This window comes from Mesorhizobium hawassense (genome assembly GCF_003289945.1).
In the GTDB taxonomy this organism is placed as follows: Bacteria; Pseudomonadota; Alphaproteobacteria; order Rhizobiales; family Rhizobiaceae; genus Mesorhizobium; species Mesorhizobium hawassense.
On sequence record NZ_QMBP01000003.1, the window covers coordinates 60,791 to 83,074 of the forward strand.

Genomic DNA, 22,284 nt, shown 5'->3' on the forward strand with positions numbered 1-22,284 from the left:
AAAACCGCTACGCGCTTTTCCTGGAATTGCTCTAATTCACGCCCTTCGGCACGTTCTCCGGCGGCACCTCGGTCTCCACCACCTTCTGGCGGTGGAAGATGAACATGCCGGCGAGCACGACGATGGCCGCGCCGACCAGGATGCGCAGGCTCGGCACGTCGCCGAAGAAGGCGAGGCCGAAGACGATCGCCCAGAGAAGCAGGCTGTAATGCAGCGGCGCCAGCGTGGAGGCCGGCGCCAGCTTCAGTGCCCTCGTAATCATCAGATGAGCGGCGCAGGAGACGACGCCGAGCAACAGCATGGCGCCGAGATCGAGCGCCGACGGCGCGCGCCAGGCGCCAATGGCAAGCGCGCCGCCGACCAGCAGCGTGCCGATGGTCTGCCAGGTGACCAAAGTCGTGTCGCTGGTGCCGCGCAGCAGGCGGCTCAAGATGATGGCGAAGGCGAAAGCGATGCTGCCGACCAGCGCAAAGCCGGAAGACATGGAGAAGGCCGCCGAGGACGGTTTCAGGATGATCAGCACGCCGCAGAAACCGACCAGGATCGCCAGCCAGCGGCGCCAGCCGACCTTTTCGCCGAGCAGCAGGTGCGACAGCGCGGCGACGTAGATCGGTCCGGCCATGTAGAAGCTCATCACGTCGGCGAGCGGCAGATAGACGACCGCGGCGTAGAAAAGCGCCGTATCGGTGGTGGTGGCGACGACACGAAGGACCTGCAGAAGCGGCCGTTCCATGTGAAACAGCTTGCCAGTGCCCTGGTTGGCGATCATCGGGCCGAGCACGATGAAGGCGCCGATCGAGCGGATCAGCACCACTTGTCCGACGGAGAAGCTGGCGACCAGCCATTTGCCCATCGCGTCGTTGAGCGCGAACATGAAATCGCCGGCCAGCATCAGCAGGATGCCGGCGAGCAGCACATTCCTGATCGTAAAGTTGCGGGCAAGGGACTGGGCCATGTCGGCTCCCTAGCCGCAAGCAGCCGCTTTGACGAGGGAAATTCGTAAGACCAGCGCCGGGAATCGAAGTTGGCTGAAGCGCCGGAGCTTCGTCATCCACGGGCGGAGCGGGAGCGAAGCGGACGCGCAGACCCGAGGATCCATGCCGTGACCCCGAGCGAGGAGCGAAGTCGGCGCAAGACAAAAGTTGTTCTGCACTGCCGCACCGCTTAAAGGTAACGGCATGGATTCTAGGGTCTGCGCGCGTCGCTTCGCTCCTTGCTCCGCCCTAGAATGACGACGTCACGGGCGTTCCGACCAATTGGCGGACACGCCGTCCGCCGACGCCCGCGACCGGCCAACCGAGACGCAGACCTACACTGTTTTATGCCGCCGGTTGACCTGCGCGGGCCGGCCAGCGATCGACAGCATGGTCTCCTGCCTCGTCCGTTCCGCCACGACCTTGCCCCTGGCGATGACGCAGAGGCGCTCGGGGCGCAGGCGCACGGCCTCGATCGGATCGCCGGCGTCGAGCACGACGAGGCTGGCGCGCTTGCCGACGGCAAGGCCGAGGTGATCGAGACCCATGATGGCGGCGTTGACGTTGGTGACCATGTCGAAGCAGCGCGCCATGTCGGCCGGGCTCGACATCTGCGCGACGTGCAGGCCCATGAAGGCGACGTCGAGCATGTCGGCGGTGCCCAGCGAATACCAGGGGTCGAGCACGCAATCCTGGCCCCAGCCGACGCGGATGCCCAGCGCCAGCATCTCCTTCACCCGGGTCAGGCCGCGCCGCTTCGGAAACGTGTCGTGGCGGCCCTGCAGCATGATGTTGATCAGCGGGTTGGGGATTGCCGACACGCCGGCTTCGGCGATCAGCGGCAAAAGCTTGGAGACGTAGTAATTGTCCATCGAATGCATGGAAGTGAGATGCGAGCCGGCCACCCTGCCCGCAAGGCCGAGGCGCTGCGTTTCATAGGCAAGCTGCTCGATATGGCGCGACAGCGGATCGTCCGTCTCGTCGCAATGCAGGTCGACCATCAGGCCGCGCTTGGCGGCGATCTCGCAGAGCTCCGTCACCGAGCGCGTGCCGTCGGCCATGGTGCGCTCGAAATGCGGGATGCCGCCGACGATGTCGACGCCCATGTCGAGCGCGCGGATGGTGTTTTTCAGCGCTGTCGGCGAGCGGTAGAGGCCGTCCTGCGGAAAGGCTACCAGCTGCAGGTCGATATAGGGCGCGACGGTCTTCTTGACGTCGAGCAGGGCTTCCACGGCGAGCAGCCGGTCGTCGCAGACATCGACATGCGTGCGGATGGCGAGCAGGCCCATCGACACCGCCCAGTCGCAATAGGCGAGCGCACGGTCTCGCACCGCCTCATGCGTCAGCAGCGGCTTCAGTTCGCCCCACAGCGCGATGCCTTCGAGCAGCGTGCCTGACGCATTGATGCGCGGGATGCCATAGGACAGCGTGGCGTCCATATGGAAATGCGGATCGACGAAGGGCGGCGAGACGAGATTGCCGCGTGCGTCGATCTCGGTCGCTGAGGAGCCCGGCAAGTTCGGTTCTATCGCCCGGATGGTCTCGCCGGCAATGCCGATATCGGCAATCCTGCCATCCGGCAGCGTGCCGCCGCGCACGATGAGGTCGAAATCCATCTGTCGTCATCCCTTTCCAAGAATCGGCACCGATCGTGGCCGAAAAGACAGCCTGAAGCAGCCTTTTCTTTCTCCTGCGGCCGAAAGGTTCCATCGCGCCGCAACTCGCTCTATAAGCCGCCTCGCGCTCTCGTGGCGAATCCGAAATTCGTGCAGCCAGACACAGGACCGGCCGTTGTTTCGCTTCTTCCGTTCGACGGAAAACCAGCGCCTCATCGCGAGGCTGGTGAGGGAATCCTTCCACGAGCACAAGTTCGGCTATGGCGCGGCAATCGTGTCGATGCTGGTGGTGGCAGCGACGACTGCAGGCAGCGCTTGGATCCTGAGCGTCATCACCAATGAGTTCGTTATCTATAAAAGAGCCGACCGCGTTAATTGGATCGCCTTGGCGGTCGCCGCGATCTTCATCGCCAAGGGCATTGCCAACTTCGTCCAAGCGTATTTTATGAGTCGCGTCGGTAACGCCATCATCGCCGACCGGCAACGCAAGATCTATGACCGCATCCTGGCGCAAGGCATCGAATTCTACCACACGACCTCGTCGTCCGACCTGATCACCCGCATGACCAACAATGCGCAGGCCGCGCGTGGCGTGCTCGATCTCGTCGTGACCTCCTATGTGCGCGACCTGGTGACTTTGATTGCCCTGGTGGCAGTCATGGTCTGGAAGCAGCCGATGCTGTCGCTGATCTGCTTCGTCATCGGGCCGGTGGCAATCTATGGCGTCAACCGCATCCTGAAGCGAGTCCGCAGCATCGCTGCCATGGAATTCCGTTCGCTCGGGCAGATCGTGCATGTGATGCAGGAAACGGCGATCGGCGTGCGCGTCGTCAAATCCTTCAACCTCGAAGGCGCGATGCGCAAGCGCATGTACAAGGCCGTCTCCGACGTCGAGAACCGCGCCAACAATATCGCCACACTGGAGGCCGCCACCAGCCCGGTGATGGAAACGCTAGCCGGCCTGGCGATCGCCGGCGCGGTTTTCGTCAGCGGGTTCCTGGTGCTGCAGGGCGGCCAGTTGCCCGGCAACATCATGACCTTCATCGCGGCGCTGCTGTTCGCCTATGAGCCGGCAAAGCGATTGGCCCGCGTGCGCATCTCGCTCGAAACCGGCATCGTCGGCGTGCGCATGATGTTCCAGCTCGCCGACCGGCCGCTGACGCTCGCCGAAAAGCCTGGCGCCAAGCCTCTGCAAGCAGGCCCGGGTGAAATCCGCTTCGACAATGTCAGCTTCGCCTATCCGGAAAGCCCGCCGGTGTTCGAAGGTTTCAATCTGACGCTCAAGGCCGGCAAGATGACGGCGCTGGTCGGGCCGTCGGGCAGCGGCAAGTCGACGATCCTGAACCTGATCATGCGCATGTATGACCCGCAGACCGGCAAGGTCGAGTTCGACGGCCAGGACATTTCTTTCGCCACGCTCGATTCGCTCAGAAGCAAGATCGCCTATGTCAGCCAGGACACGTTCCTGTTTGCCGGCACCGTCATGCACAATATCCGCCTCGGCCGCGAGGATGCGACCGACGCGGAGGTGATCGCCGCCGCCAGGGCCGCCAACGCGCATGAGTTCATCAGCGCCATGGCCAAGGGATATGAGACGGAAGTGGGCGAGAACGGCTCGCTGCTGTCCGGCGGCCAGCGCCAGCGCATTTCGATCGCGCGCGCCATGCTGCGCGACGCCGAGATCCTGCTGCTCGACGAGGCGACCAGCGCGCTCGACGCCGAATCCGAAGCGCTGTTCCGCGACGCGCTGCAGCAGCTGACCGTAGGGCGCACGACGATCGTGATCGCGCACCGACTGTCGACCGTGCACCAGGCCGACACGATCGTGGTGCTGGAAAAGGGCAAGGTGCAGGAAAGCGGCCCGCACAAGACGCTGCTCAGGCAGGGCGGGCTCTATCAGAAGCTTTATGAATATCAGCTGATGCCATAAGGGGTGCGATTGTGCGCGGTGCTCGGCTCATGTCCTTTCTACGAACTGCTTTGTTGGGCACGCTTGCCGTGCAATCCCCAGCCTTGGCCCTCGACTACGACAAGGCGCATCCGCTCGACGCGGAGGACCTGGCCGAACAAGGAATAGTAAAGGCGTACCAGGAGGAGGTTTTGCCCGAGCTTCGGCGGTATGTGAAAAACCCGATCGCGATCGAGGAGAGCGTCGATGCGGATGCGCCCCGATATTCCGTGCGCGCAGCAGGGCAGGATTACGTGATATATGCCCCGGACGTTTCGGACAGCGAGGGCAGAAGCTGGGGCACCGCCACCTACGTGTTCTTCAAGATCATCAATGACCAACTCGCCGGTTCGGACGTGCGCTTCTATGCGCTGAACGGCGGAAATGATCTTTTCGGCATCTTCCTGACGCCGCAGCAAGCGGAGGACGCAAAGCGTTCGCTACCAACCCGAACGGATTGGCCTTATCTTCCTGATGCGGAATGGCCTTGGTACGGCCAGTACCACTAGCCTCGATACATCACTCGGGCACGTGTCTCACAGCGCCCTTGTCGGCGCTGGTGGCGAAGGCGGCGTAGGCGCGCAGCGCGGTCGTCACCTTGCGCTTGCGCTTCTCGGCCGGTTTCCAGGCGTCGGCGCCCTTCGCCGCCATCGCCTTGCGACGCGCGTCGAGCTCGGCGTCGCTGATGGCGAGCCGGATGGTGCGGTTGGGGATGTCGATCTCGATCGTGTCGCCTTCCTGGACCAGGCCGATGGCGCCGCCTTCGGCGGCCTCCGGCGAGACGTGGCCGATCGATAGGCCCGACGTGCCGCCGGAGAAGCGGCCGTCGGTGATCAGCGCACAGGCTTTGCCGAGGCCCTTCGACTTCAGATAGCTGGTCGGGTAGAGCATTTCCTGCATGCCTGGACCGCCGCGCGGCCCTTCATAGCGGATGACGACGATGTCGCCGGCCTTGATCTCGTTGGCAAGGATCGCCTTGACCGAGGCGTCCTGGCTTTCGAAGACGCGGGCCGGGCCGGTGAATTTCAGGATAGATTCATCGACGCCGGCGGTCTTCACGATGCAGCCGTCGAGCGCCAGATTGCCTTTCAGCACCGCGAGGCCGCCATCCTTCGAGAACGGCGTCTTTGCCGAACGGATGACGCCCGTCTCGCGGTTCGTGTCGAGCTCGTCCCAGCGGCGGTCCTGGCTGAAAGCGACCTGGGTCGGCACGCCGCCGGGCGCGGCGAGGAAGAAATCGCGGACATTCTCGGCGGAAGTGCGTGAAATATCCCAATGGTCGAGCGCTTCGCCGAGCGTGGCGGTGTGGACCGTCGGCAGGTCGCGGTTGATCAGACCGGCCTCGTCGAGCTGACCGAGGATCGCCATGATGCCGCCGGCGCGGTGGACGTCCTCCATGTGCACGTCGGACTTGGCCGGCGCCACTTTGCAGAGCACGGGCACTTTGCGCGACAGCCGGTCGATGTCCTCCATGGTGAAGTCGACCTCGCCCTCATGCGCGGCAGCCAAGATGTGCAGCACCGTGTTGGTCGAGCCGCCCATGGCGATGTCGAGCGCCATGGCGTTCTCGAAGGCGCCCTTGGAGGCGATGCTGCGCGGCAGGGCTGTTTCGTCTTCCTGCTCGTAGTAGCGCTGGGCGAGATCGACGACGAGATGGCCGGCCTCGACGAACAGGCGCTTGCGGTCGGCATGGGTGGCCAAGGTCGAGCCGTTGCCAGGCAGCGACAGGCCCAGCGCCTCGGTCAGGCAGTTCATCGAATTGGCGGTGAACATGCCCGAGCACGAACCGCAGGTCGGGCAGGCCGAGCGCTCGATGACCTTGACGTCCTCGTCGGAGATCTTGTCGTCGGCGGCCGCGACCATGGCATCGACCAGGTCGAGCGCCTGCGCCTTGCCGGCCAGCACCACCTTGCCGGCCTCCATCGGACCGCCGGAGACGAACACGCTCGGGATGTTGAGGCGCAGCGAGGCCATCAGCATGCCGGGGGTGATCTTGTCGCAGTTGGAGATGCAGACCATGGCGTCGGCGCAATGCGCGTTGACCATGTATTCGACCGAATCGGCGATCAGCTCGCGCGACGGCAGCGAATAGAGCATGCCGTCATGGCCCATGGCGATGCCGTCATCGACGGCGATGGTGTTGAATTCCTTGGCGACGCCGCCGGCCTTCTCGATCTCGCGCGCGACCAGCTGGCCGAGGTCCTTCAGATGGACATGGCCCGGCACGAACTGGGTGAAGGAATTGACCACGGCGATGATCGGCTTGCCGAAATCCGAATCCTTCATGCCGGTGGCACGCCACAGGCCGCGGGCGCCGGCCATGTTGCGGCCATGGGTGGTGGTGCGGGAACGATAGGCGGGCATCGGATTGTCCTTGCTGGCTGGCCGCGCCCGGCACGGCGGGCGGCGCTGAATTTGGTCGGCAGCGGTTATAGCGGCCATAACCCGGCATGACCACCATTTTGCACTGCGCCAGATTCTTTCGAAAAAGCAGCAGGCCTGTGTCGGATCGCGAGCTGCGCATCCGTCCTTGGGCAGACGGCATGCAATGGCACCATTCTCGGAGCCAGCCGTTCCACTATAACAAGCAGCAACCCGAGGAGCACGACATGCAAAAGATCACCACCTGCCTGTGGTTCGACAACCAGGCCGAAGAGGCGATGAATTTCTACGTGTCCATCTTCAAGAATTCCAAGGTGCTGAGCGTGATGCGTTGGCCAGAAGGCCACGCCGACGAAGGCAAGGTGCTGGTGACCACGTTCGAACTCGACGGCGTGCAGTTCCAGGCGCTCAACGGCGGGCCGCACTTCAAGTTCAGCGAGGCGACATCACAGTCGATCGACTGCAAGACGCAGGAAGAGGTGGATTATTTCTGGGACAGGCTCATCGAAGGTGGCGGCGAACCGTCACAATGCAGCTGGCTGAAGGACAAGTTCGGCGTCTCCTGGCAGGTCGTGCCGGAGCAGCTGCCGAAACTGCTTATGGACCCCGACCAGGCCAAAGCCGGCCGGGTCATGTCGGCGATGATGCAGATGGGCAAGATCGACATCGCCAAGATCGAGGAAGCGGCGAAGGGGTGATGGTTAGTGAGTAGTGAGTAGTGAGTAGTGAATGGTGAGGATTGGCATCCGCTCTTTCCGCCGACTATTCACTATTCACTATTCACCAAAATCACGCCGCCTTGTCGCGGACCTGATAGTCCTTCACCGCGGTGAAGCGGATCGCCTTCCAGCGTTCGGCCTCGTAGTTCAGCGAGAAGGCGTGCTGGGCGAGGAAGACCGGGTCGTTGTCGAGGTCGCGGGCGATATCGCCGCGATGCGCCTCGATGAAGCGCTGCACTTCCGCCTTGTCGTCGGCCGCGATCCAGCGGCAGACCGAGAAGCGCGACATCTCGAAATCCACCGGCAGCGTGTATTCGATGTTGAGCCGCTCCTTGAGCACGTCGAGCTGCAGCGCGCCGACGACGCCGACTATGGCCGGCGAGCCGTCTTCCGGCGAAAAGAGCTGCACGACGCCTTCCTCGGCCATCTGGTGCAGCGCCTCCTTCAGCTTCTTGGCCTTCATGGCGTCGCCGAGGCGCACCCGGCGCAGGATTTCCGGCGCGAAGTTCGGCACGCCGCGGAACAGTATCTCCTCGCCCTCGGTCAGCGTGTCGCCGATGCGCAGCGTGCCGTGGTTGGGAATGCCGACGACGTCGCCGGCGAAAGCCTCGTCGGCGGTGACGCGGGTGCGGGCGAAGAAGAACTGCGGCGCCGAGAGCGACATCGGCTTGCCGGTGCGCACCAGCTTGGCCTTCATGCCGCGCTCCAACTTGCCGGAGCAGACGCGCACGAAGGCGATGCGGTCGCGGTGGTTGGGATCCATGTTGGCCTGGATCTTGAAGACGAAGGAGGTCATCTTGTCCTCGGTCGCCTCGACCGTGCGCTCGTCGGCTTCCTGCGCGCGCGGCGGTGGGCCGTAGGCGCCGAGCGCCTCGATCAGGTCGCGCACGCCGTAATTGCGCAGCGCCGAGCCGAAATAGACCGGCGTCAAATGGCCCTCGCGGAAAGCGTCGACATCGAGCGGACGGCAGGCCTCGCGCGCGAGCTCCAGTTCCTCGATGAAGTCGTTGCGCTCATTTTCCGGCAAAAGCCCGGCGACGCGGTTGGAATCCGGGCCGTTGACCGGCGTGCGTTCCTTCTCGTCGTCGCTGCGGCGCACCGCGTTCTGCGCCAGGTGATAGGTGCCCGAAAAAGTCTTGCCGCGGCCGATCGGCCAGGTGACGGGTGCGGTGTCCAGCGCCAGCTTCTGCTCGATCTCGTCCAAAATCTCGAACGGATCGCGGCTCTCGCGGTCCATCTTGTTGACGAAGGTGATGATCGGGATGTCGCGCAGACGGCAGACCTCGAACAGCTTCAGCGTGCGCGGCTCGATGCCCTTGGCGGCGTCGATGACCATGACGGCCGAATCCACCGCCGAGAGCGTGCGATAGGTGTCGTCGGCAAAGTCCTCGTGGCCGGGCGTGTCGAGAAGGTTGAAGACGTTGTCGTCATATTCGAAGGTCATCACCGAGGTGACGACCGAAATGCCGCGCTCGCGCTCGATCTTCATCCAGTCGGACCGCGTCTGGATGCGGTCCTTCTTGGCCTTGACCTCGCCGGCAAGCTGGATGGCGCCGCCGAACAGCAGCAGCTTTTCGGTGAGCGTGGTCTTGCCGGCGTCGGGGTGCGCGATGATCGCGAAGGTGCGGCGGCGCGATACCGCCTGTTCGATGTCTTCTGCCAATTTGATGGAATCCTGTCTGTGGCGCGGGCTTCTAGCAGCGCTTACCCCGCATGTCGACAGTTCAGGCAGTTCGGCTCGCCCGGGAGGGCCCCGCTCATAGTCAGGCGTCGCCGTGCTCCCTGCGGCCGAACCTGGTGATCGACAGCATTTCGCCGCGCCCGATACCGATGTCGCGCAACAGATGGTCCGGGAATTCTTCCAGCCGGGCCCGGTCCCTGCGAATGCGGACGATGCGCGCGAGGAAATGTCCTGTTGCACGGCATGTCTCAACGATGGCCGCGAAGAGGCGGCTGAGCGCGGACCGATCGGCGACGAGCTCCTGCCCAAAGATGGTCATGGTCGTATCTCCTTGTTTCAACGATGAATTCGAGAGAGCCATCGATGGCTCTCCCGAAAGGATTCTTGAAGCGGGGGCAGGACCGTTCGTGCGTTGCAGCTCTCATCCCGCAAACATCACGGTCCCTCCCATCACGCGGCGGCGTATGCCGTCGTCGGGTCGAACAGGCGCTTCACCTCGGTGACCTTGGTTGCCGGGAAGCCGCTCATCTTGGCGTGGCGCTGGATGATCGCCTCGTCCTTGGCGAGGTAGACGCAGAACGTCTTGTCGTCCGTCACGAAGGATTCCACCCACTGAATATCCGGGCCCAGCTCGGCTAGAACGGCGTTCGAGGCCTTGGACGTGTCGCGAAGCTGCGCGCGCTCGAAGGTGCCGACCTTGGGAATTTCGCGCTCGATGATGTACTTCTGCATTTTGCAATCTCCTTGATCCGAGGTTCAAATGCCGCCGGGCACTCGATCAGATCGGTGCCGGTGACATCCCTGGGGCGGCTGAGGTAAACTCTCGCTTGGCCCGCCAGGCAGGCGGAGATTTACCGAACAGGCGGCCGACAGTCCTTACGCCGGCCTTATCTTCTTCTGATCCTTTGCCCATAGTCGTTACGGGGGTTGCTGCCGATGGGAATTTATAGCTTCGGCGACTTCGAGCTTAATGAGGATTCCCGCGCCCTTCGTCTCGGCGGCAGCGAGATCGAGGCGCAGCCTTTGGTGTTCGATTTCCTCGCCGTTCTGCTGCGGCATCAAGACCGGGCGATGAGCAAGGACGAGCTGCTCGAAACGCTATGGCCCGGCGTGACGGTGACCGAGGCTTCGCTGCAGCGCGTGGCGAGCCTCGCCCGCGGCATTCTTCGCCAGGGCGGCATGGAGACGGCGCTGCGCAACCTGCCCCGCTTCGGCTACCGGATTTGCATCGATCGGCCCGACGGTTCGGAAAACAAGGCCGTCCCGGCCGGCGAGGTCGGCAAGCCTTCCGGCCCCGGCTCGCCAATCCTGTTGGCCCGCGCGGCCGTTGCGGTCCGAAAATGGCGTGAAGCCGCGACCGCCTTCGCCGAAGCGGATGCCGCCGACGAACTGCTGACGGCCGATCTCGAGGAATGGGCCCTGGCGCTGGAGTGCATGGGACGGCCGATGGAAGCCATTCCGCTCCTGGCGCGCGCGGTGACTGAATACGGCGTCGCCGGCAAACGCCTGCGCGCGGCATCCCCGGCAATCACCCTTGCCATGATTCATCTGGAGAGAGGAGAGCTTGCCGCCGCCAAGGGCTGGCACAAGCGTGCCGCGCAGCTGATCGATAGCGAGACCGAGAGCCGGGAGCATGGTCTCTGGTGCTGGATGGGCGCGCGCATCAAGGGCGCGGAAGCCGAGCCGGAGCATGCGCTTGCGCTTGCCGAGCAGGCTTTCGAGGTCGGCAGGAATATTGAGGACCCGGTCGTCGAGTCGCTCGGCCTCATCTATCGCGGCTTCTTCAAGCTTTGCCTCGGCGAAACAAAATCCGGGCAGGAGGACCAGGATTTTGCCGCAGCGCTTGGTCTCTCCAGCGATGTCGACCCGATCGTCGGCGGTATCCTCTACTGCAACATTCTCTGGGCCTGCCGAAATTTCGGCGACTGGGCGAGAGCCAACCAATGGACCCTCAGCTACGAGGGCTGGTGCAGAGGACACGGGTTGGAGGAACTCACAGGCTCGTGCCGGCTGCATCGGGCCGAGGTGCTCGGCGTCCATGGCACGCTTAAGGAGGCGGAGGCGCTGGTGCGCGCCGCGCTCGACCAGCTTGCGCTCGACGCGCCCTGGGCCACGGGCGATGCGCTGCGCGTCCTGGGTGACATTCATCTTGCCGCCGGCGACTTCACCGAGGCGGAAACAGCTTATCGCGCGTCCCACGCCGCGGGCTGGGACCCGCAGCCCGGCCTTGCGCTGCTGCATCTCGAGCAGGGGCAGGCTGAGGCCGCTTTCAGCGCGCTCGAGCGGTCGCTGGTGGGGAACCGTTGGCCGACCTTGCAGCGGCGCGGTCTGGTGCTGGCCACGCTGGCCAAGGTGGCGGCACGCACCGATCGGCTGGGGCGCGCGAAAGAGGTCATCGCCGAGCTGGAAAGCGAGCCGCAACGCTGGCCGATGGCTTCGATCCGGGCGCTGGCCGCCGAGGCCAAGGCTGAACTGTTCATGCGGGAAGATCGCCTCGCGGAAGCCGCGCAGGAGCTCCAGATCGCATGCTCGCGCTGGACCGAGATCGGCTCACCGATCAGTTGCGCGGATGCGAGGCTTTCGCTCGCGGCGCTGCTCATCCAGCTCGGCGACCGAACGGGCGCGGAGTTGGAGCTCGGCACCGTTCTGGCGGTCGCCACTAAAGTGGATTCACCACGTCTCATGCGCCGCTACGAGGCGTTGATGGCCCTGCTCGCCGGCGCACCGGCGCTAGCTGCCGGCGCATAAGTCGTGCGTCTCGCTTGAGGTCCAGCCAGCGCGGTGGCATGACGGGGAAAATCTCCCCAAAGGTCGAGCATGAGCAGCGCAAAACAAGTCATCGTCATCGGCGCCGGTATCGTCGGCGCCTCGATCGCCTGGCATCTGACGAAGGCCGGCGGTTGCGTCACTGTCGTGTCGGAGAGCGGCGCCGGCGGCGTCGCGACGCCAAATTCCTTCGCCTGGATCAATGCCAGCTGGGGCAATCCCGAGAGTTATTTCCGGCTACGCGTCCGCGCCATGGCCGAATGGAAGCGTTTGGCGAGCGAGTTGCCCGGGCTGCCGCTCGCCTGGTGCGGCGGCCTGTGCTTCGATCTGCCTGCCGACAAGCTGGAAGCCTATGCGGCCGAACATTCCTCATGGGGTTACGGCATCGAACGCGTCGACCGTGAGCGGGCGGCGCAAATCGAGCCCAATCTTGTCGAGCCCCCGGATTTCGCCGTCTACGTCGCGCAGGAAGGCGTGGCCGAGCCGGTCGCCGCCGCCAAGGCGCTGCTGGCGGATGCCGAACGGCTTGGCGCGCGCGTGATCGCCGGCACGGTGGAGAGGTTGGCGTCGACCGGAGGCAAGGTCACCGGCGTGGTCGTTTCGGGCGAAATCATCTGCGCGGACGACATCGTCATCGCGGCCGGCACGGGCGCGCCGGCGATAGCCGCTACGGCCGGCATCGAATTGCCTATCAACACCCCGCCGGGCCTCATCGTGCATTCAAGTCCCCACAAGAAACTGCTCAGCGGGCTGGTGCATGCCGACAGGTTGCATATGCGCCAGACCGCCGAGGGCCGCATCATAGCCGGCTCGGATTTCGCCGGCGGCGATCCTGGCGAAAACCCGGAAGCCACGGCGCGCGACTTGTTCGCGGTCATGAAGGCGGCTTTGCGCGGCGCGGACGGACTGGAGCTCGATTTCCATACGGTCGGCTACCGGCCCAATCCCGTCGACGGTTTTCCGATCGTCGGCCGCGCCGGGGGCGTCGGCGGCCTCTACATCGCCGTCATGCATTCGGGCATCACGCTGGCGCCGGCCGTCGGTTTGTTTGCCACGCACGAGATCCTCGACGGCGAGCGCGATCCGTTGCTGGTACCGTATGGGCTGGAACGTTTCGCCCAATAGATTGGCGAGCGGTACCGCCAGTCGACGTTTTTGGAGTTAGCGCTCTACGGCGCCCCCCTCTGTCCTGCCGGACAGAGGGGGGCGCGAAGGAACTCGACCTAACTAACTGGCCAGCGCCCAACGCGTCGTCGCCGGAGCGAAAGGCCGGATGCTGGTGCCGTCCCGGGTCATCGTCACGAAGCTCGACTGCGGAATCTCGCGCCAGATACGGCCATCGCGGTCGAACGGCTCGGAGACGACGCAGCGGCCCGCGCGCTTGGCGAAGGCAGCGGTGTAGAGCGTCGGCGCGTGATCGTCAGTGGCGTAGCGAACGGCATGAAGCGCCTCGCCGTCGCTGAAGGCGGCCGTCAGTTTCAGCGACGGCTCGATGCCGGCAACGCGCGAAGCCTCGATGACGCGACTGGTGACACGCGACACCGCGCCGTAAGGATCGCTGGAGAGCCCTTCGCCAATCATCAGGCGGAAGAGCAATTCGGAATCGGTCGCCCCTTCAAGCTGATCGAACAAATCATCCGAGAGCGCGTTCTCCAGCCGACGGCGGATCTTTTCAAAACCGCCGATCTGCCCGTTGTGCATGAACGACCACCTGCCCGAGGTGAACGGGTGGCAGTTCAGGCGACTGGTGGCGCCGCCGGTCGAGGCGCGGACGTGTGCAAGGAACAGGCCCGACTTGATCTGCCGGCCAAGACTCCTGAGGTTGGAGTCGGACCAGGCTGGCAGGATGTCGCGGTAGAGGCCGGGTTCCGGCCGGTCACCATACCAGGCCACGCCGAAGCCGTCGGCATTGGTCGGAGATTTTGCCTCCCGCGCATGACTGCTCTGGGCAATCAGCGAATGGGAGGGCGCAGCGATGACATCTTCCAGGAAGATCGCGTCGCCGAGATCGGCAGCCCACCTGCACATTGTGTCCTGTCATCCTCTGTTCGTGCGTTTTCAAGCGCGCGAACTATTCCATTTCGCCGCTCGTTGGGCGCCACAGATGACAGGGTGACGGTTTGACGTCCTTACGCCGCGCTTATGTTTTGCTGATCCTTGACTCAGCCGACAAGCGCCAGCGGGGCCACCGCCGGCGCGAACTGGCGGATGCTGGTGCCACCCCTCGTCATGATGACGAAGCTCGAGGGTGGGATCGCCTGCCATTCGCTGCCGTCGCGATCGAAGGGTTCGGAGACGATGCAATGGCCGGCGCGCCTAGCGAAGGCGCCGGTATAGAGCGTCGGCGCATGGTCGTCGGTGGCGTAGCGTACGGCATAGAGGGCTTCGCCGTCGGAAAGGGCCGCGGTCAGTTTCAGCGCCGGCTCGATGCCGGCGCGGCGCGCGGCTTCGATGACGCGGCCGGTGGCGCGCGCAACCGCGCCTTGCGGGTCCGTCGCCAGCCCCTGGTCGATCATCAGGAGAAAGAAAAGCTCGGAATCGGTGGTACCTTCGCGCTGGTCGAAGACGTCGTCGGAAAGCGAGTTCTCCAGCGCACGGCGGATCTTTTCGAAGCCGCCGATCTGGCCGTTATGCATGAACGACCAGCGGCCAGAGATGAAGGGATGGCAATTCATGCGGCTGGTGGCGCCGCCGGTCGAAGCGCGGACATGCGCTAGGAACAGGCCGGACTTGATCTGCCGGCACAGGCTTTTCAGGTTGGGATCGGACCAGGCCGGCAGGATGTCGCGGTAGAGGCCGGGCTCGGGCCGGTCGCCATACCAGGCAAGGCCGAAGCCGTCGCCATTGGTCGGCGACTTGGCTTCCTGGGCACGGTGGCTCTGGGCGATCAGCGAATGGCAGGGCGCGGTGATGATGTCTTCGAGGAAGACCGCTTCACCAAGATAGGCCGCCCACCGGCACATCGCTTTCCACCATCTATCAGGCGCGATCCATCAGAGCCGCCGGCTCCTTGACCGCATGCGAGCCTCGGTTGTGCGTGCGCTCATAGAGCTCGCGAACGATTCGACTCGCCGTAGTTTCGAACAGAAATGGCAAGAAAGCGTGAACGAGCGCGGCGGCCGCCGCCATCGACAGGCGCGAACAGAACCAGGCGGCGAAGGCCATGTGGCCGAAATAGGTCTCGCCGACCTTCTCAGGGTGAGAGGTGAAGAGTGCCGTAAGCCGTGTCGTCATGGTGATCCCTCCTGCCGGGATGAGCCCCGATGATGAGTATCCTGCCACATGGCTTTGGTTCATTGATCCCAATTTGTCCTTGCCTTCTACCATTTCATGGGACATTCATCCCATTGTGGTAACGGAAATCGATGAAATCGATCGAAGATTGCTGGCCGAGCTGCAACGCAACGGCACGCTTTCGGTCGACCAGCTGTCGGAGCGGGTGGCGCTGTCGCGCAATGCCTGCTGGCGACGGGTCAAGCGGCTGGAGGAGGATGGCGTCATCATCGGGCGCGTCGCGCTGGTCGATGCCGACAAGGTCGGGCTCGGCCTCTCCGTCTTCATCCTGATCCGCACCTCGAACCATGACCCGGACTGGCTGCAGAAGTTCCGCGCGGCGGTGACCGGTTTCGCCGAGATCACCGGCGTCTACCGCATGTCCGGCGACCTCGACTATGTGCTGAGAGCCCGCGTCGCCGACGTGAAAGCCTATGACCGTCTCTACCAGCGGCTGATCGCCAAGGTGGCGCTGTCGGACGTCTCGGCCTCCTTCGTGATGGAGGAGATCAAGGAGACGACCGTGGTGCCGGTGGAGCTTCGTTGACGACGCTGGAGCCGGACGCCAAAGAAAGCCGTTGATAGGCCTACGCCGGAGTTGACCGAATCGGCATTCGCGCCGATAGGAATGCGCTCATGCGCACGGCTGTCCATCCTTCCTCCGTCATCGGCCCCACCGTCGGTTTCGTCAGGCTTCCGCATGGCGAGGGCCTGCCCCTGCCGGCTTATGAGAGCGCGGGCGCGGCCGGCATGGATTTGCGGGCCGCGGTGCCGGAAGACCGGCCGCTGCTCATTCTGCCGGGGAAACGCGCGCTGGTTCCGACCGGTCTGGTCCTGGAAATCCCAGAAGGCATGGAAGGCCAGGTGCGGCCACGCTCCGGCCTTGCCTTCAAGCATGGCCTCACCGTCCTCAACTCGCCCGGCACCGTCGACAGCGACTATCGCGGCGAGGTGAAGGTGCTGCTCGTCAATCTCGGCGACGAGGATTTCTCGGTGACGCGCGGCATGCGTATCGCCCAGATCGTCTTCGCCGCTGTGACCCAGGTTACGGTCGAGGAGCGCGCGCTGGCCGGCGGCACGACGCGCGGCGCCGGCGGTTTCGGATCGACCGGCACCGCCTGAATGCAAGTTCCAAGACTGATCATTTTCGACTGCGACGGGGTTCTGGTCGATACCGAGAACCTTGCCAATCGACGCCTCGCCGAATGGCTGACCGCCGCCGGTTTTGCGACCAGTTTCGAATATTGCCGCAAGCATTTCTCCGGCCGCAGCATGGTCTCGGTGCAGAAGGAAATTGAAGAGACGACAGACGTCGGGCTCGGCGCCGACTTCGTCGATCGCTGGAATGCCGGCCTGCCGGAACTCTTTTCGCACGGCGTCGAGGCGATCCCCTATGTGCGCGAGTTCGTCGAAGCAGTCCGCGCGGCCGGCATCGCCTATTGCGTCGCCTCTTCGGCACGGGTCTCGAAGATGCACATCACGCTCGGCCAGACGGGGCTGTTGCCGTTGTTCGAGCACGCCATGTTCTCAGCCACCATGGTCAGCCGCGGCAAGCCGTTCCCGGACCTCTTCCTGCATGCCGCAAAGACGATTGGGATTGCGCCGGCCGACTGTATCGTCATCGAGGACAGCGTCGCCGGAACGCAGGCCGGCATCGCCGCCGGCATGCGGGTGTTCTCCTACCATGCCGATCCGCTCACCGACCGCGACGGCCTGGCGGCAGCCGGCGGCATCCTGTTCGACGATATGCGAGAACTCGCCGGACTGGTGCCGATCCTTTGATCCGGCACCCGGCTTTACGGCGAAATCTTCCATGCTAGCCTGCAGCCGTCAGACAGCCGGCGGCTCCCACGCATGAAACCCACCCTGCTTCGCCTCGCCCTTGCTCTCGTGCTTCTGCCATGGCTATGGGGCCCGGCAAGCGCGGAGGACGTCGGCTTTCCGGATCTTGGCAGCGCCATCCCCGGCCACAAGGACGTCACCTATCTCGATCTCGGCAAGATGGTCATCCCCGATCTGGCGCCGAACGCCGATGGCTTCTACCACGGCACCTTGCCGATCGAGATGCGCCACATCGAGGGTCCGGACGGCGGCGGCTCGCCGCCCGAGACATCGAGCCTGCCCAACGCCGCCGTGCTCCTCATCAAAGCCGGCGGCAAGGACCGGCTGACCATGCTGTTCGATCTCGGCGACTCTCCCGACAGCGCCGAAGGCTACGCGGTGCTGGCGCTCTACGATCTGACCGGCAAGCCCACGCTGCTCGACGCGGTCAATGTCGCCGTCGACCGCAGCACCTATTTCCGCGAACCGAACAAGCTGTCGGTCGGCGCCGGCGACGATGTGCTCATCACCATGAGCACGCATTTCAATTCGAGCCAGGGCTATGTGATCACACCGCTGATCATGGTGCGCAACGACAAGTTCGAGCTGATCGACATGATCTACACCTTCGACGAAAGACTGTGCACTTACAGCCGCAAGCAGGACATCGCTTTCCGTACCATTCCCGGCAGCCAGCCGCATGCAGCCTTCAAGGTCACGGTGATCGACGCCACGATACCGAGCGGAGACAGCTGCGACGACGCGCCGCCCAAGGCGTCGTCGAAAGACATCTCCGTCATTTATCGCTGGAACAAGAAAGCGTCGCGCTACGTGGCGGGTTCAAACGCCCTCAAACGTTTGTCAGCAGAGAACGAGAAACGCTTCTGATCCAACCGCATTCGTTTGCCCGGGCCGAGCGGCCGCGTTAGGTTCGCCGCACGAAACCGCTCATGATTGAGGACCCGCCATGGACAAGGGCAAGATTTTTCGCGAACTGCATGCCTCCACCTTCGTCATGCCCAATCCCTGGGATGTCGGCACGACCAAGCTTCTCGCTTCGTTCGGTTTCAAGGCGCTGGCCACGACCAGCGCCGGCTTTGCCTTCTCGCGCGGCCTGCCGGACGGCGCCGTGACGTTCGACGCCATGATCCACCATTGCCGCGAGGTGACAGCGGCGACGGACCTGCCGGTTTCGGCCGATCTGGAGCGCGGCAAGGGCGACAGCCCCGAGCAGGCGGCCGAGACCATCTTCGCGGCAGAGGCCGCGGGCCTCGCCGGCTGCTCGATCGAGGACCATACCGGCGACGCCGCCAATCCGATCTATGATTTCACGCTGGCGACCGAGCGCGTCGCCGCCGCCGTCGAGGCCGCCCGCGCGCTCAAGCACGATTTCGTCTTCACCGCGCGGGCCGAGAATTTCCTGTGGGGCAAGAGCGACCTCGACGACACCATCAAGCGGCTGCAGGCTTTCGAGAAGGCCGGCGCCGACGTGCTTTATGCGCCGGGGATCAGCGATGTCGATATGGTGCGCACGATCTGCTCGTCGGTGAGCCGGCCGGTCAATGTGATGGCCCGGCCAGGCTTCACCGTCGCCGACCTTGCCACGGCCGGCGTCAAGCGCATCTCGCTCGGACCATGGCTGACCAATTTCGCCTATGGCATGCTGGAGACGGCGGCGCGCGAAATCCAGCAGGACGGCACATTCGGCTTCACCCGCGCCGCGATGCCGTTCGGCAAACTGCAGGCGCTGTTTCGTGGTGCAGCTGAGTAAGGCTAAACAGGCTCCCGCGCCGAAACCGCCTTGTGCAGATGCACCATCATGGCGGCCGCGAAAAGCGGCGTCAGAAGGTTGAGCAGCGGCACGGCAAGGAACACGGCGATGACCAGTCCGGCCAGGAACACCGTGCCGGCATAGTTGCGGCGCAGTGCCTTGGCCTCCGCCTCGGGGCGAAACCGCATGGCGGCGAATTCGAAGAACTCACGACCGAGCAGATAGCCATTGACGACGAAGAAGGCGGCAATGTTGATGCCGGGCACAAGAAGCAAAAGCAGCGCCACGATGTTGCCGAGGACGACCACGCCGAAGAATTTGATCGCCAGCGCAAGCGAATGCAGCGCCGGCACGGGCCTGCCGGGCGGATCGTTGGGATAGTCGGTACGCTCGACCACTTCGGCGACATCGTCGAGGAAGAGACCGGCGACGATCGCCGTCACCGGGGCGATGAGCAAAGCCATCCCCACAGCCAGAACGATGCCGGCAATGATGCCGCCCAGCCATCCGGCCCAGGACGGCAGCCCCGGCAGAAGCGTCTGCAGCCACGGCCAGGCCAGCCATTCGAGCAGGCTCTCCAGGCCGACCCAAAGCGCCAGCAGAGCGAGCAGCGTCACCCCCAGCGTCTTCAGGAAGACGGAGCGGAATTCAGGCGAGAACAGCCGGCTGGCGGCGGCGCGGGCGGCGTCTAGGATCACGGCGGATGCAGACCCCTCAACGAGAAACGACGCCCCCGAGATAGGCGGCGACGGCGGCCGGCGCAACTGTTAAGCCAGCCCAATGTGGTCCAAGGAAACCCACGACGAGATCGTCGAACCTGACCGGTCACACTTTTCCTGGAATTGCGCTGGCCCGCCGGGCGGGGATGGTCATCGCGGCAACGCCAGCGACGACGAAGCCCATGCCGACCCAGGCCGCCGGCCCCAGGCTTTCGCCGAGGAAGACGGCACCGATGCCGACGCCGATCGGCACGCGCAGATAGGCCTGCGACGTGGTGCCGACCGAGCCCAGCGTGTGGATCAGGCGGAAATAGATGACGAAGGCCAGCGCCGTCGAAAAGATCGACAGTCCGAGCAGCGCCAGGATCGATGCGGCCGACGGCGCGAGCGTCCACGACCGATCGACGATCAGGCTGAGCGGCACGAGCATCACGGCACCGCAAAGCATCGAACCCGCGGCGGGTATCATCGGGTCGAGGCCCTTGAAGCCGCGGCCGAAAATCGCCGCCCCGGCATAGGAGATGGTGGCAACGATGATCGCAAGCTGCGCCCACAACTCGTGGCCAAGTCCGCCGAGCGCCTCCGTGCCGATGATGAGACAGATGCCGACGATGCCGGCGCCGACACCGACGAGCTTGCGCGCGGTGACCGGCTCATGGCGCGTGATCAGCGCCGTCAGCAGGAAGGTGAAGATCGGCGACGTCGAGTTGAGGATGGTGGCAAGACCGGCATCGACCGAGCGTTCGGCGGCGGCGATCAGCGTGAAAGGCACGACGCTGTTGAGGCAGGCCTGGAAGGCGAAGCGGCGCCAAGTCGCCGCATCGGCGGGCATGGCACGGCCGCGCCAGCGGATGGTGGTGAAGAGAATGGCGCCGGCGATCAGGGTCCGGGCGGCGATGAAGGTCACAGGCGGGATCGTCTCGACGCCGATCTTGATGAAGGTGTAGGAAGCGCCCCACAGCACCGCCAGCACGCCAAGCAGCGCAAGGTCGGTGGTCATTTCGGTCTTTTCGGACATTTCGTGGTTCGCGTCCTTCAGCCTGCTGCCGGAACAATTCGCTTCTAGCCCGCGACGCCGCGGAAATGCTTCGATCAAGACAAAACCTTAGCTGCCAGGGTCGCGACTGATATGGGCCAGTTCGACGCGAACGCTACCGCAGCCGGCGGCGAACAATCGGCGCTGGGGCCGACATCGCGGAAGGCGGTGGCGATTTTCGGGGTAGGCAAAACAGTGCCAACTCGCTAGGGCCGGATGATTCCAGGTCGAAACGACCTGGAATCCGTCTCTAAATCAAAGAAATAGAGCATGATGTCATCCGAAAACCGCTTCACACTTTTCGGCATCATGCTCTATACCCGCGCCCGGCCGGCATGCCAGATAGCCGGGTGGTTCCTTGGCGGAGATTTTGATGCCGGAATATGACGTGCTTTGCATCGGCAATGCCATTGTCGACATCATCGCGCAGTGCGACGAGGCCTTTCTCGAAACCAACGGCATCATCAAGGGCGCGATGAACCTCATCGACGCCAAGCGCGCCGAATTGCTTTACAGCCGCATGGGACCGGCGATCGAGGCTTCCGGCGGCAGCGCCGGCAACACCGCGGCCGGCGTCGCCAGCCTTGGCGGACGGGCCGCCTTCTTCGGCAAGGTGTCGAAAGACGCGCTTGGCGAAATCTACACGCACGACATCCAGGCCCAAGGCGTCGCCTTCGATACCGGGCCGCTCGAGGGGCAACCGCCGACGGCGCGCTCGATGATCTTCGTCACACCCGACGGCGAGCGTTCGATGAACACCTATCTCGGCGCCTGTGTCGAGCTTGGTCCCGAGGATGTCGAGGCCGACAAGGCGGCCGGCGCCAAGGTGACCTATTTCGAGGGTTATCTGTGGGATCCGCCGCGCGCCAAGGAAGCCATCCGCCAGGCGGCGAAGCTGGCGCATGCGGCGGGCCGCGAAGTGTCGATGACACTGTCGGATTCCTTTTGCGTCGACCGCTACCGCGACGAGTTCCTCGAACTGATGCGTTCGGGCACCGTCGACATCGTCTTTGCCAACAGCCATGAGATCAAGTCGCTCTACCAGACCGCTTCCTTCGAGGAGGCGCTCGACGCCATCCGCAGGGATTGCAGAATAGCCGCCGTCACCCGTTCCGAGAAAGGCTCGGTCATCGTGCGCGGCGACGAGACCGTCACCATCCAGGCGACGAAGATCAAGGAACTGGTCGACACGACCGGCGCCGGCGATCTCTATGCCGCCGGCTTCCTTTACGGCTACACCACCGGACGCAGCCTCAAGGATTGCGGCGACCTCGGCTCGCTGGCCGCCGGGCTGGTGATCCAGCAGATCGGCCCGCGTCCGCGCCAGAGCTTGCGCCTGGAAGCCGAGCAGGCAGGTTTGCTTTAGGCGGTCCAGCAAAGCCGGCCGGTGTCGGGCAGTACCGTTGCGTCATCGCGAGCGGGCTGCAAAACAGGCCGTCTGTCGCGCCCCTGTCATAGAGCGCTCCTACACGCAAGATGAGGCGTTCCGCGACTGACATTTCGGCGCGCCAAACCAGGGGTGTGAAGATGCAAGCCAGCAACCTGCGGGGCCGCGGTGTCCGTTGCCGCCGCGATTTT

The 22,284-nt window shown here is 64.3% G+C and carries 22 protein-coding genes; 11 read left to right on the forward strand and 11 right to left on the reverse strand.

Annotated features, from left to right (window positions below; all coding sequences use genetic code 11):
• Positions 1 to 31 precede the first annotated feature (31 nt).
• The gene (locus DPM33_RS07650) at positions 32 to 955 is read right to left on the reverse strand and encodes a DMT family transporter (RefSeq protein ID WP_112096819.1); all 924 of its coding nucleotides are present in this window, start codon (positions 953 to 955) and stop codon (positions 32 to 34) included.
• A gap of 354 nt (positions 956 to 1,309) precedes the next feature.
• Positions 1,310 to 2,590 carry an amidohydrolase family protein gene (locus DPM33_RS07655; RefSeq protein WP_112096820.1) on the reverse strand — a complete coding sequence of 427 codons (1,281 nt, stop codon included), beginning with the start codon at positions 2,588 to 2,590 and terminating at the stop codon, positions 1,310 to 1,312.
• A gap of 175 nt (positions 2,591 to 2,765) precedes the next feature.
• On the opposite strand from DPM33_RS07655, the gene DPM33_RS07660 reads away from it, so the two are divergent.
• The gene (locus DPM33_RS07660) at positions 2,766 to 4,520 is read left to right on the forward strand and encodes an ABC transporter ATP-binding protein (RefSeq protein ID WP_112096821.1); all 1,755 of its coding nucleotides are present in this window, start codon (positions 2,766 to 2,768) and stop codon (positions 4,518 to 4,520) included.
• A gap of 53 nt (positions 4,521 to 4,573) precedes the next feature.
• Complete coding sequence (locus tag DPM33_RS07665; RefSeq protein ID WP_146770217.1) at positions 4,574 to 5,047, forward strand: hypothetical protein; 474 nt, start codon at positions 4,574 to 4,576, stop codon at positions 5,045 to 5,047.
• 10 nt (positions 5,048 to 5,057) lie between these two features.
• On the opposite strand, the gene ilvD is transcribed toward DPM33_RS07665, so the two are convergent.
• Positions 5,058 to 6,902, reverse strand: coding sequence for a dihydroxy-acid dehydratase (ilvD, locus tag DPM33_RS07670; RefSeq protein WP_112097262.1), 1,845 nt, complete (start codon positions 6,900 to 6,902; stop codon positions 5,058 to 5,060).
• Positions 6,903 to 7,147: 245 nt separating this feature from the next.
• Here ilvD and DPM33_RS07675 point away from each other — a divergent pair, with 245 nt between their 5' ends.
• Positions 7,148 to 7,618: a VOC family protein gene (locus tag DPM33_RS07675; RefSeq protein WP_112097263.1), complete on the forward strand. Its 471-nt coding sequence runs from the start codon at positions 7,148 to 7,150 to the stop codon at positions 7,616 to 7,618.
• A gap of 91 nt (positions 7,619 to 7,709) precedes the next feature.
• Here DPM33_RS07675 and DPM33_RS07680 read toward each other — a convergent pair whose 3' ends face one another.
• From DPM33_RS07680 to DPM33_RS07690, 3 genes are all read right to left on the reverse strand, one after another.
• Positions 7,710 to 9,302, reverse strand: coding sequence for a peptide chain release factor 3 (locus tag DPM33_RS07680; protein ID WP_112096823.1), 1,593 nt, complete (start codon positions 9,300 to 9,302; stop codon positions 7,710 to 7,712).
• A 100-nt stretch (positions 9,303 to 9,402) separates the two neighbouring features.
• Complete coding sequence (locus tag DPM33_RS07685) at positions 9,403 to 9,639, reverse strand: YjiS-like domain-containing protein (protein ID WP_167448986.1); 237 nt, start codon at positions 9,637 to 9,639, stop codon at positions 9,403 to 9,405.
• Between the two features lie 131 nt (positions 9,640 to 9,770).
• Positions 9,771 to 10,052 carry a DUF4242 domain-containing protein gene (locus DPM33_RS07690; protein WP_112096825.1) on the reverse strand — a complete coding sequence of 94 codons (282 nt, stop codon included), beginning with the start codon at positions 10,050 to 10,052 and terminating at the stop codon, positions 9,771 to 9,773.
• Positions 10,053 to 10,256: 204 nt separating this feature from the next.
• On the opposite strand from DPM33_RS07690, the gene DPM33_RS07695 reads away from it, so the two are divergent.
• Positions 10,257 to 12,068 carry a winged helix-turn-helix domain-containing protein gene (locus DPM33_RS07695; protein WP_112096826.1) on the forward strand — a complete coding sequence of 604 codons (1,812 nt, stop codon included), beginning with the start codon at positions 10,257 to 10,259 and terminating at the stop codon, positions 12,066 to 12,068.
• A gap of 69 nt (positions 12,069 to 12,137) precedes the next feature.
• Positions 12,138 to 13,211 (forward strand): NAD(P)/FAD-dependent oxidoreductase, encoded by a 1,074-nt coding sequence (locus DPM33_RS07700; protein ID WP_112096827.1) that lies wholly within the window; start codon positions 12,138 to 12,140, stop codon positions 13,209 to 13,211.
• A gap of 102 nt (positions 13,212 to 13,313) precedes the next feature.
• Here DPM33_RS07700 and DPM33_RS07705 read toward each other — a convergent pair whose 3' ends face one another.
• The 3 genes from DPM33_RS07705 to DPM33_RS07715 form a co-directional block, all read right to left on the reverse strand.
• Entirely contained in the window at positions 13,314 to 14,114 is an 801-nt protein-coding gene (locus tag DPM33_RS07705; protein WP_112096828.1) for a class II glutamine amidotransferase, read from the reverse strand.
• 134 nt (positions 14,115 to 14,248) lie between these two features.
• On the reverse strand, positions 14,249 to 15,049 hold the full coding sequence (locus tag DPM33_RS07710) for a class II glutamine amidotransferase (RefSeq protein ID WP_112096829.1): 801 nt from the start codon (positions 15,047 to 15,049) through the stop codon (positions 14,249 to 14,251).
• 16 nt (positions 15,050 to 15,065) lie between these two features.
• Positions 15,066 to 15,320, reverse strand: coding sequence for a DUF6356 family protein (locus tag DPM33_RS07715; RefSeq protein ID WP_112096830.1), 255 nt, complete (start codon positions 15,318 to 15,320; stop codon positions 15,066 to 15,068).
• A gap of 115 nt (positions 15,321 to 15,435) precedes the next feature.
• Here DPM33_RS07715 and DPM33_RS07720 point away from each other — a divergent pair, with 115 nt between their 5' ends.
• The 5 genes from DPM33_RS07720 (at position 15,436) to DPM33_RS07740 (ending at position 18,951) form a co-directional block, all read left to right on the forward strand.
• On the forward strand, positions 15,436 to 15,906 hold the full coding sequence (locus tag DPM33_RS07720) for an Lrp/AsnC family transcriptional regulator (RefSeq protein ID WP_112096831.1): 471 nt from the start codon (positions 15,436 to 15,438) through the stop codon (positions 15,904 to 15,906).
• 89 nt (positions 15,907 to 15,995) lie between these two features.
• Positions 15,996 to 16,481, forward strand: a complete 486-nt coding sequence (dut, locus tag DPM33_RS07725; protein ID WP_112096832.1) for a dUTP diphosphatase — start codon at positions 15,996 to 15,998, stop codon at positions 16,479 to 16,481.
• Complete coding sequence (locus DPM33_RS07730; RefSeq protein WP_112096833.1) at positions 16,482 to 17,141, forward strand: HAD family hydrolase; 660 nt, start codon at positions 16,482 to 16,484, stop codon at positions 17,139 to 17,141.
• A gap of 72 nt (positions 17,142 to 17,213) precedes the next feature.
• Positions 17,214 to 18,068, forward strand: a complete 855-nt coding sequence (locus DPM33_RS07735) for a hypothetical protein (RefSeq protein WP_112096834.1) — start codon at positions 17,214 to 17,216, stop codon at positions 18,066 to 18,068.
• Positions 18,069 to 18,147: 79 nt separating this feature from the next.
• On the forward strand, positions 18,148 to 18,951 hold the full coding sequence (locus tag DPM33_RS07740) for an isocitrate lyase/PEP mutase family protein (protein ID WP_112096835.1): 804 nt from the start codon (positions 18,148 to 18,150) through the stop codon (positions 18,949 to 18,951).
• A 2-nt stretch (positions 18,952 to 18,953) separates the two neighbouring features.
• Here DPM33_RS07740 and DPM33_RS07745 read toward each other — a convergent pair whose 3' ends face one another.
• Positions 18,954 to 19,649 (reverse strand): sulfate transporter family protein, encoded by a 696-nt coding sequence (locus tag DPM33_RS07745; protein ID WP_112096836.1) that lies wholly within the window; start codon positions 19,647 to 19,649, stop codon positions 18,954 to 18,956.
• 127 nt (positions 19,650 to 19,776) lie between these two features.
• Positions 19,777 to 20,670 (reverse strand): EamA family transporter, encoded by an 894-nt coding sequence (locus DPM33_RS07750; RefSeq protein ID WP_167448987.1) that lies wholly within the window; start codon positions 20,668 to 20,670, stop codon positions 19,777 to 19,779.
• A gap of 409 nt (positions 20,671 to 21,079) precedes the next feature.
• On the opposite strand from DPM33_RS07750, the gene DPM33_RS07755 reads away from it, so the two are divergent.
• The gene (locus tag DPM33_RS07755; RefSeq protein ID WP_112096838.1) at positions 21,080 to 22,072 is read left to right on the forward strand and encodes an adenosine kinase; all 993 of its coding nucleotides are present in this window, start codon (positions 21,080 to 21,082) and stop codon (positions 22,070 to 22,072) included.
• Positions 22,073 to 22,284: the final 212 nt, after the last annotated feature.

Excerpts from the sequence above, each read along its gene's own strand:
- DPM33_RS07650 (WP_112096819.1), bottom strand. The coding sequence starts at position 955 with ATGGCCCAGTCCCTTGCCCGCAACTTTACGATCAGGAATGTGCTGCTC.
- ilvD (WP_112097262.1), bottom strand. The coding sequence starts at position 6,902 with ATGCCCGCCTATCGTTCCCGCACCACCACCCATGGCCGCAACATGGCC.
- DPM33_RS07755 (WP_112096838.1), top strand. The coding sequence starts at position 21,080 with ATGCCGGAATATGACGTGCTTTGCATCGGCAATGCCATTGTCGACATC.
- DPM33_RS07730 (WP_112096833.1), top strand. The coding sequence starts at position 16,482 with ATGCAAGTTCCAAGACTGATCATTTTCGACTGCGACGGGGTTCTGGTC.
- DPM33_RS07675 (WP_112097263.1), top strand. The coding sequence starts at position 7,148 with ATGCAAAAGATCACCACCTGCCTGTGGTTCGACAACCAGGCCGAAGAG.
- DPM33_RS07700 (WP_112096827.1), top strand. The coding sequence starts at position 12,138 with ATGAGCAGCGCAAAACAAGTCATCGTCATCGGCGCCGGTATCGTCGGC.
- DPM33_RS07735 (WP_112096834.1), top strand. The coding sequence starts at position 17,214 with ATGAAACCCACCCTGCTTCGCCTCGCCCTTGCTCTCGTGCTTCTGCCA.
- dut (WP_112096832.1), top strand. The coding sequence starts at position 15,996 with ATGCGCACGGCTGTCCATCCTTCCTCCGTCATCGGCCCCACCGTCGGT.
- DPM33_RS07750 (WP_167448987.1), bottom strand. The coding sequence starts at position 20,670 with ATGACCACCGACCTTGCGCTGCTTGGCGTGCTGGCGGTGCTGTGGGGC.
- DPM33_RS07710 (WP_112096829.1), bottom strand. The coding sequence starts at position 15,049 with ATGTGCCGGTGGGCGGCCTATCTTGGTGAAGCGGTCTTCCTCGAAGAC.
- DPM33_RS07685 (WP_167448986.1), bottom strand. The coding sequence starts at position 9,639 with ATGACCATCTTTGGGCAGGAGCTCGTCGCCGATCGGTCCGCGCTCAGC.
- DPM33_RS07695 (WP_112096826.1), top strand. The coding sequence starts at position 10,257 with ATGGGAATTTATAGCTTCGGCGACTTCGAGCTTAATGAGGATTCCCGC.
- DPM33_RS07715 (WP_112096830.1), bottom strand. The coding sequence starts at position 15,320 with ATGACGACACGGCTTACGGCACTCTTCACCTCTCACCCTGAGAAGGTC.
- DPM33_RS07655 (WP_112096820.1), bottom strand. The coding sequence starts at position 2,590 with ATGGATTTCGACCTCATCGTGCGCGGCGGCACGCTGCCGGATGGCAGG.
- DPM33_RS07705 (WP_112096828.1), bottom strand. The coding sequence starts at position 14,114 with ATGTGCAGGTGGGCTGCCGATCTCGGCGACGCGATCTTCCTGGAAGAT.
- DPM33_RS07740 (WP_112096835.1), top strand. The coding sequence starts at position 18,148 with ATGGACAAGGGCAAGATTTTTCGCGAACTGCATGCCTCCACCTTCGTC.
- DPM33_RS07690 (WP_112096825.1), bottom strand. The coding sequence starts at position 10,052 with ATGCAGAAGTACATCATCGAGCGCGAAATTCCCAAGGTCGGCACCTTC.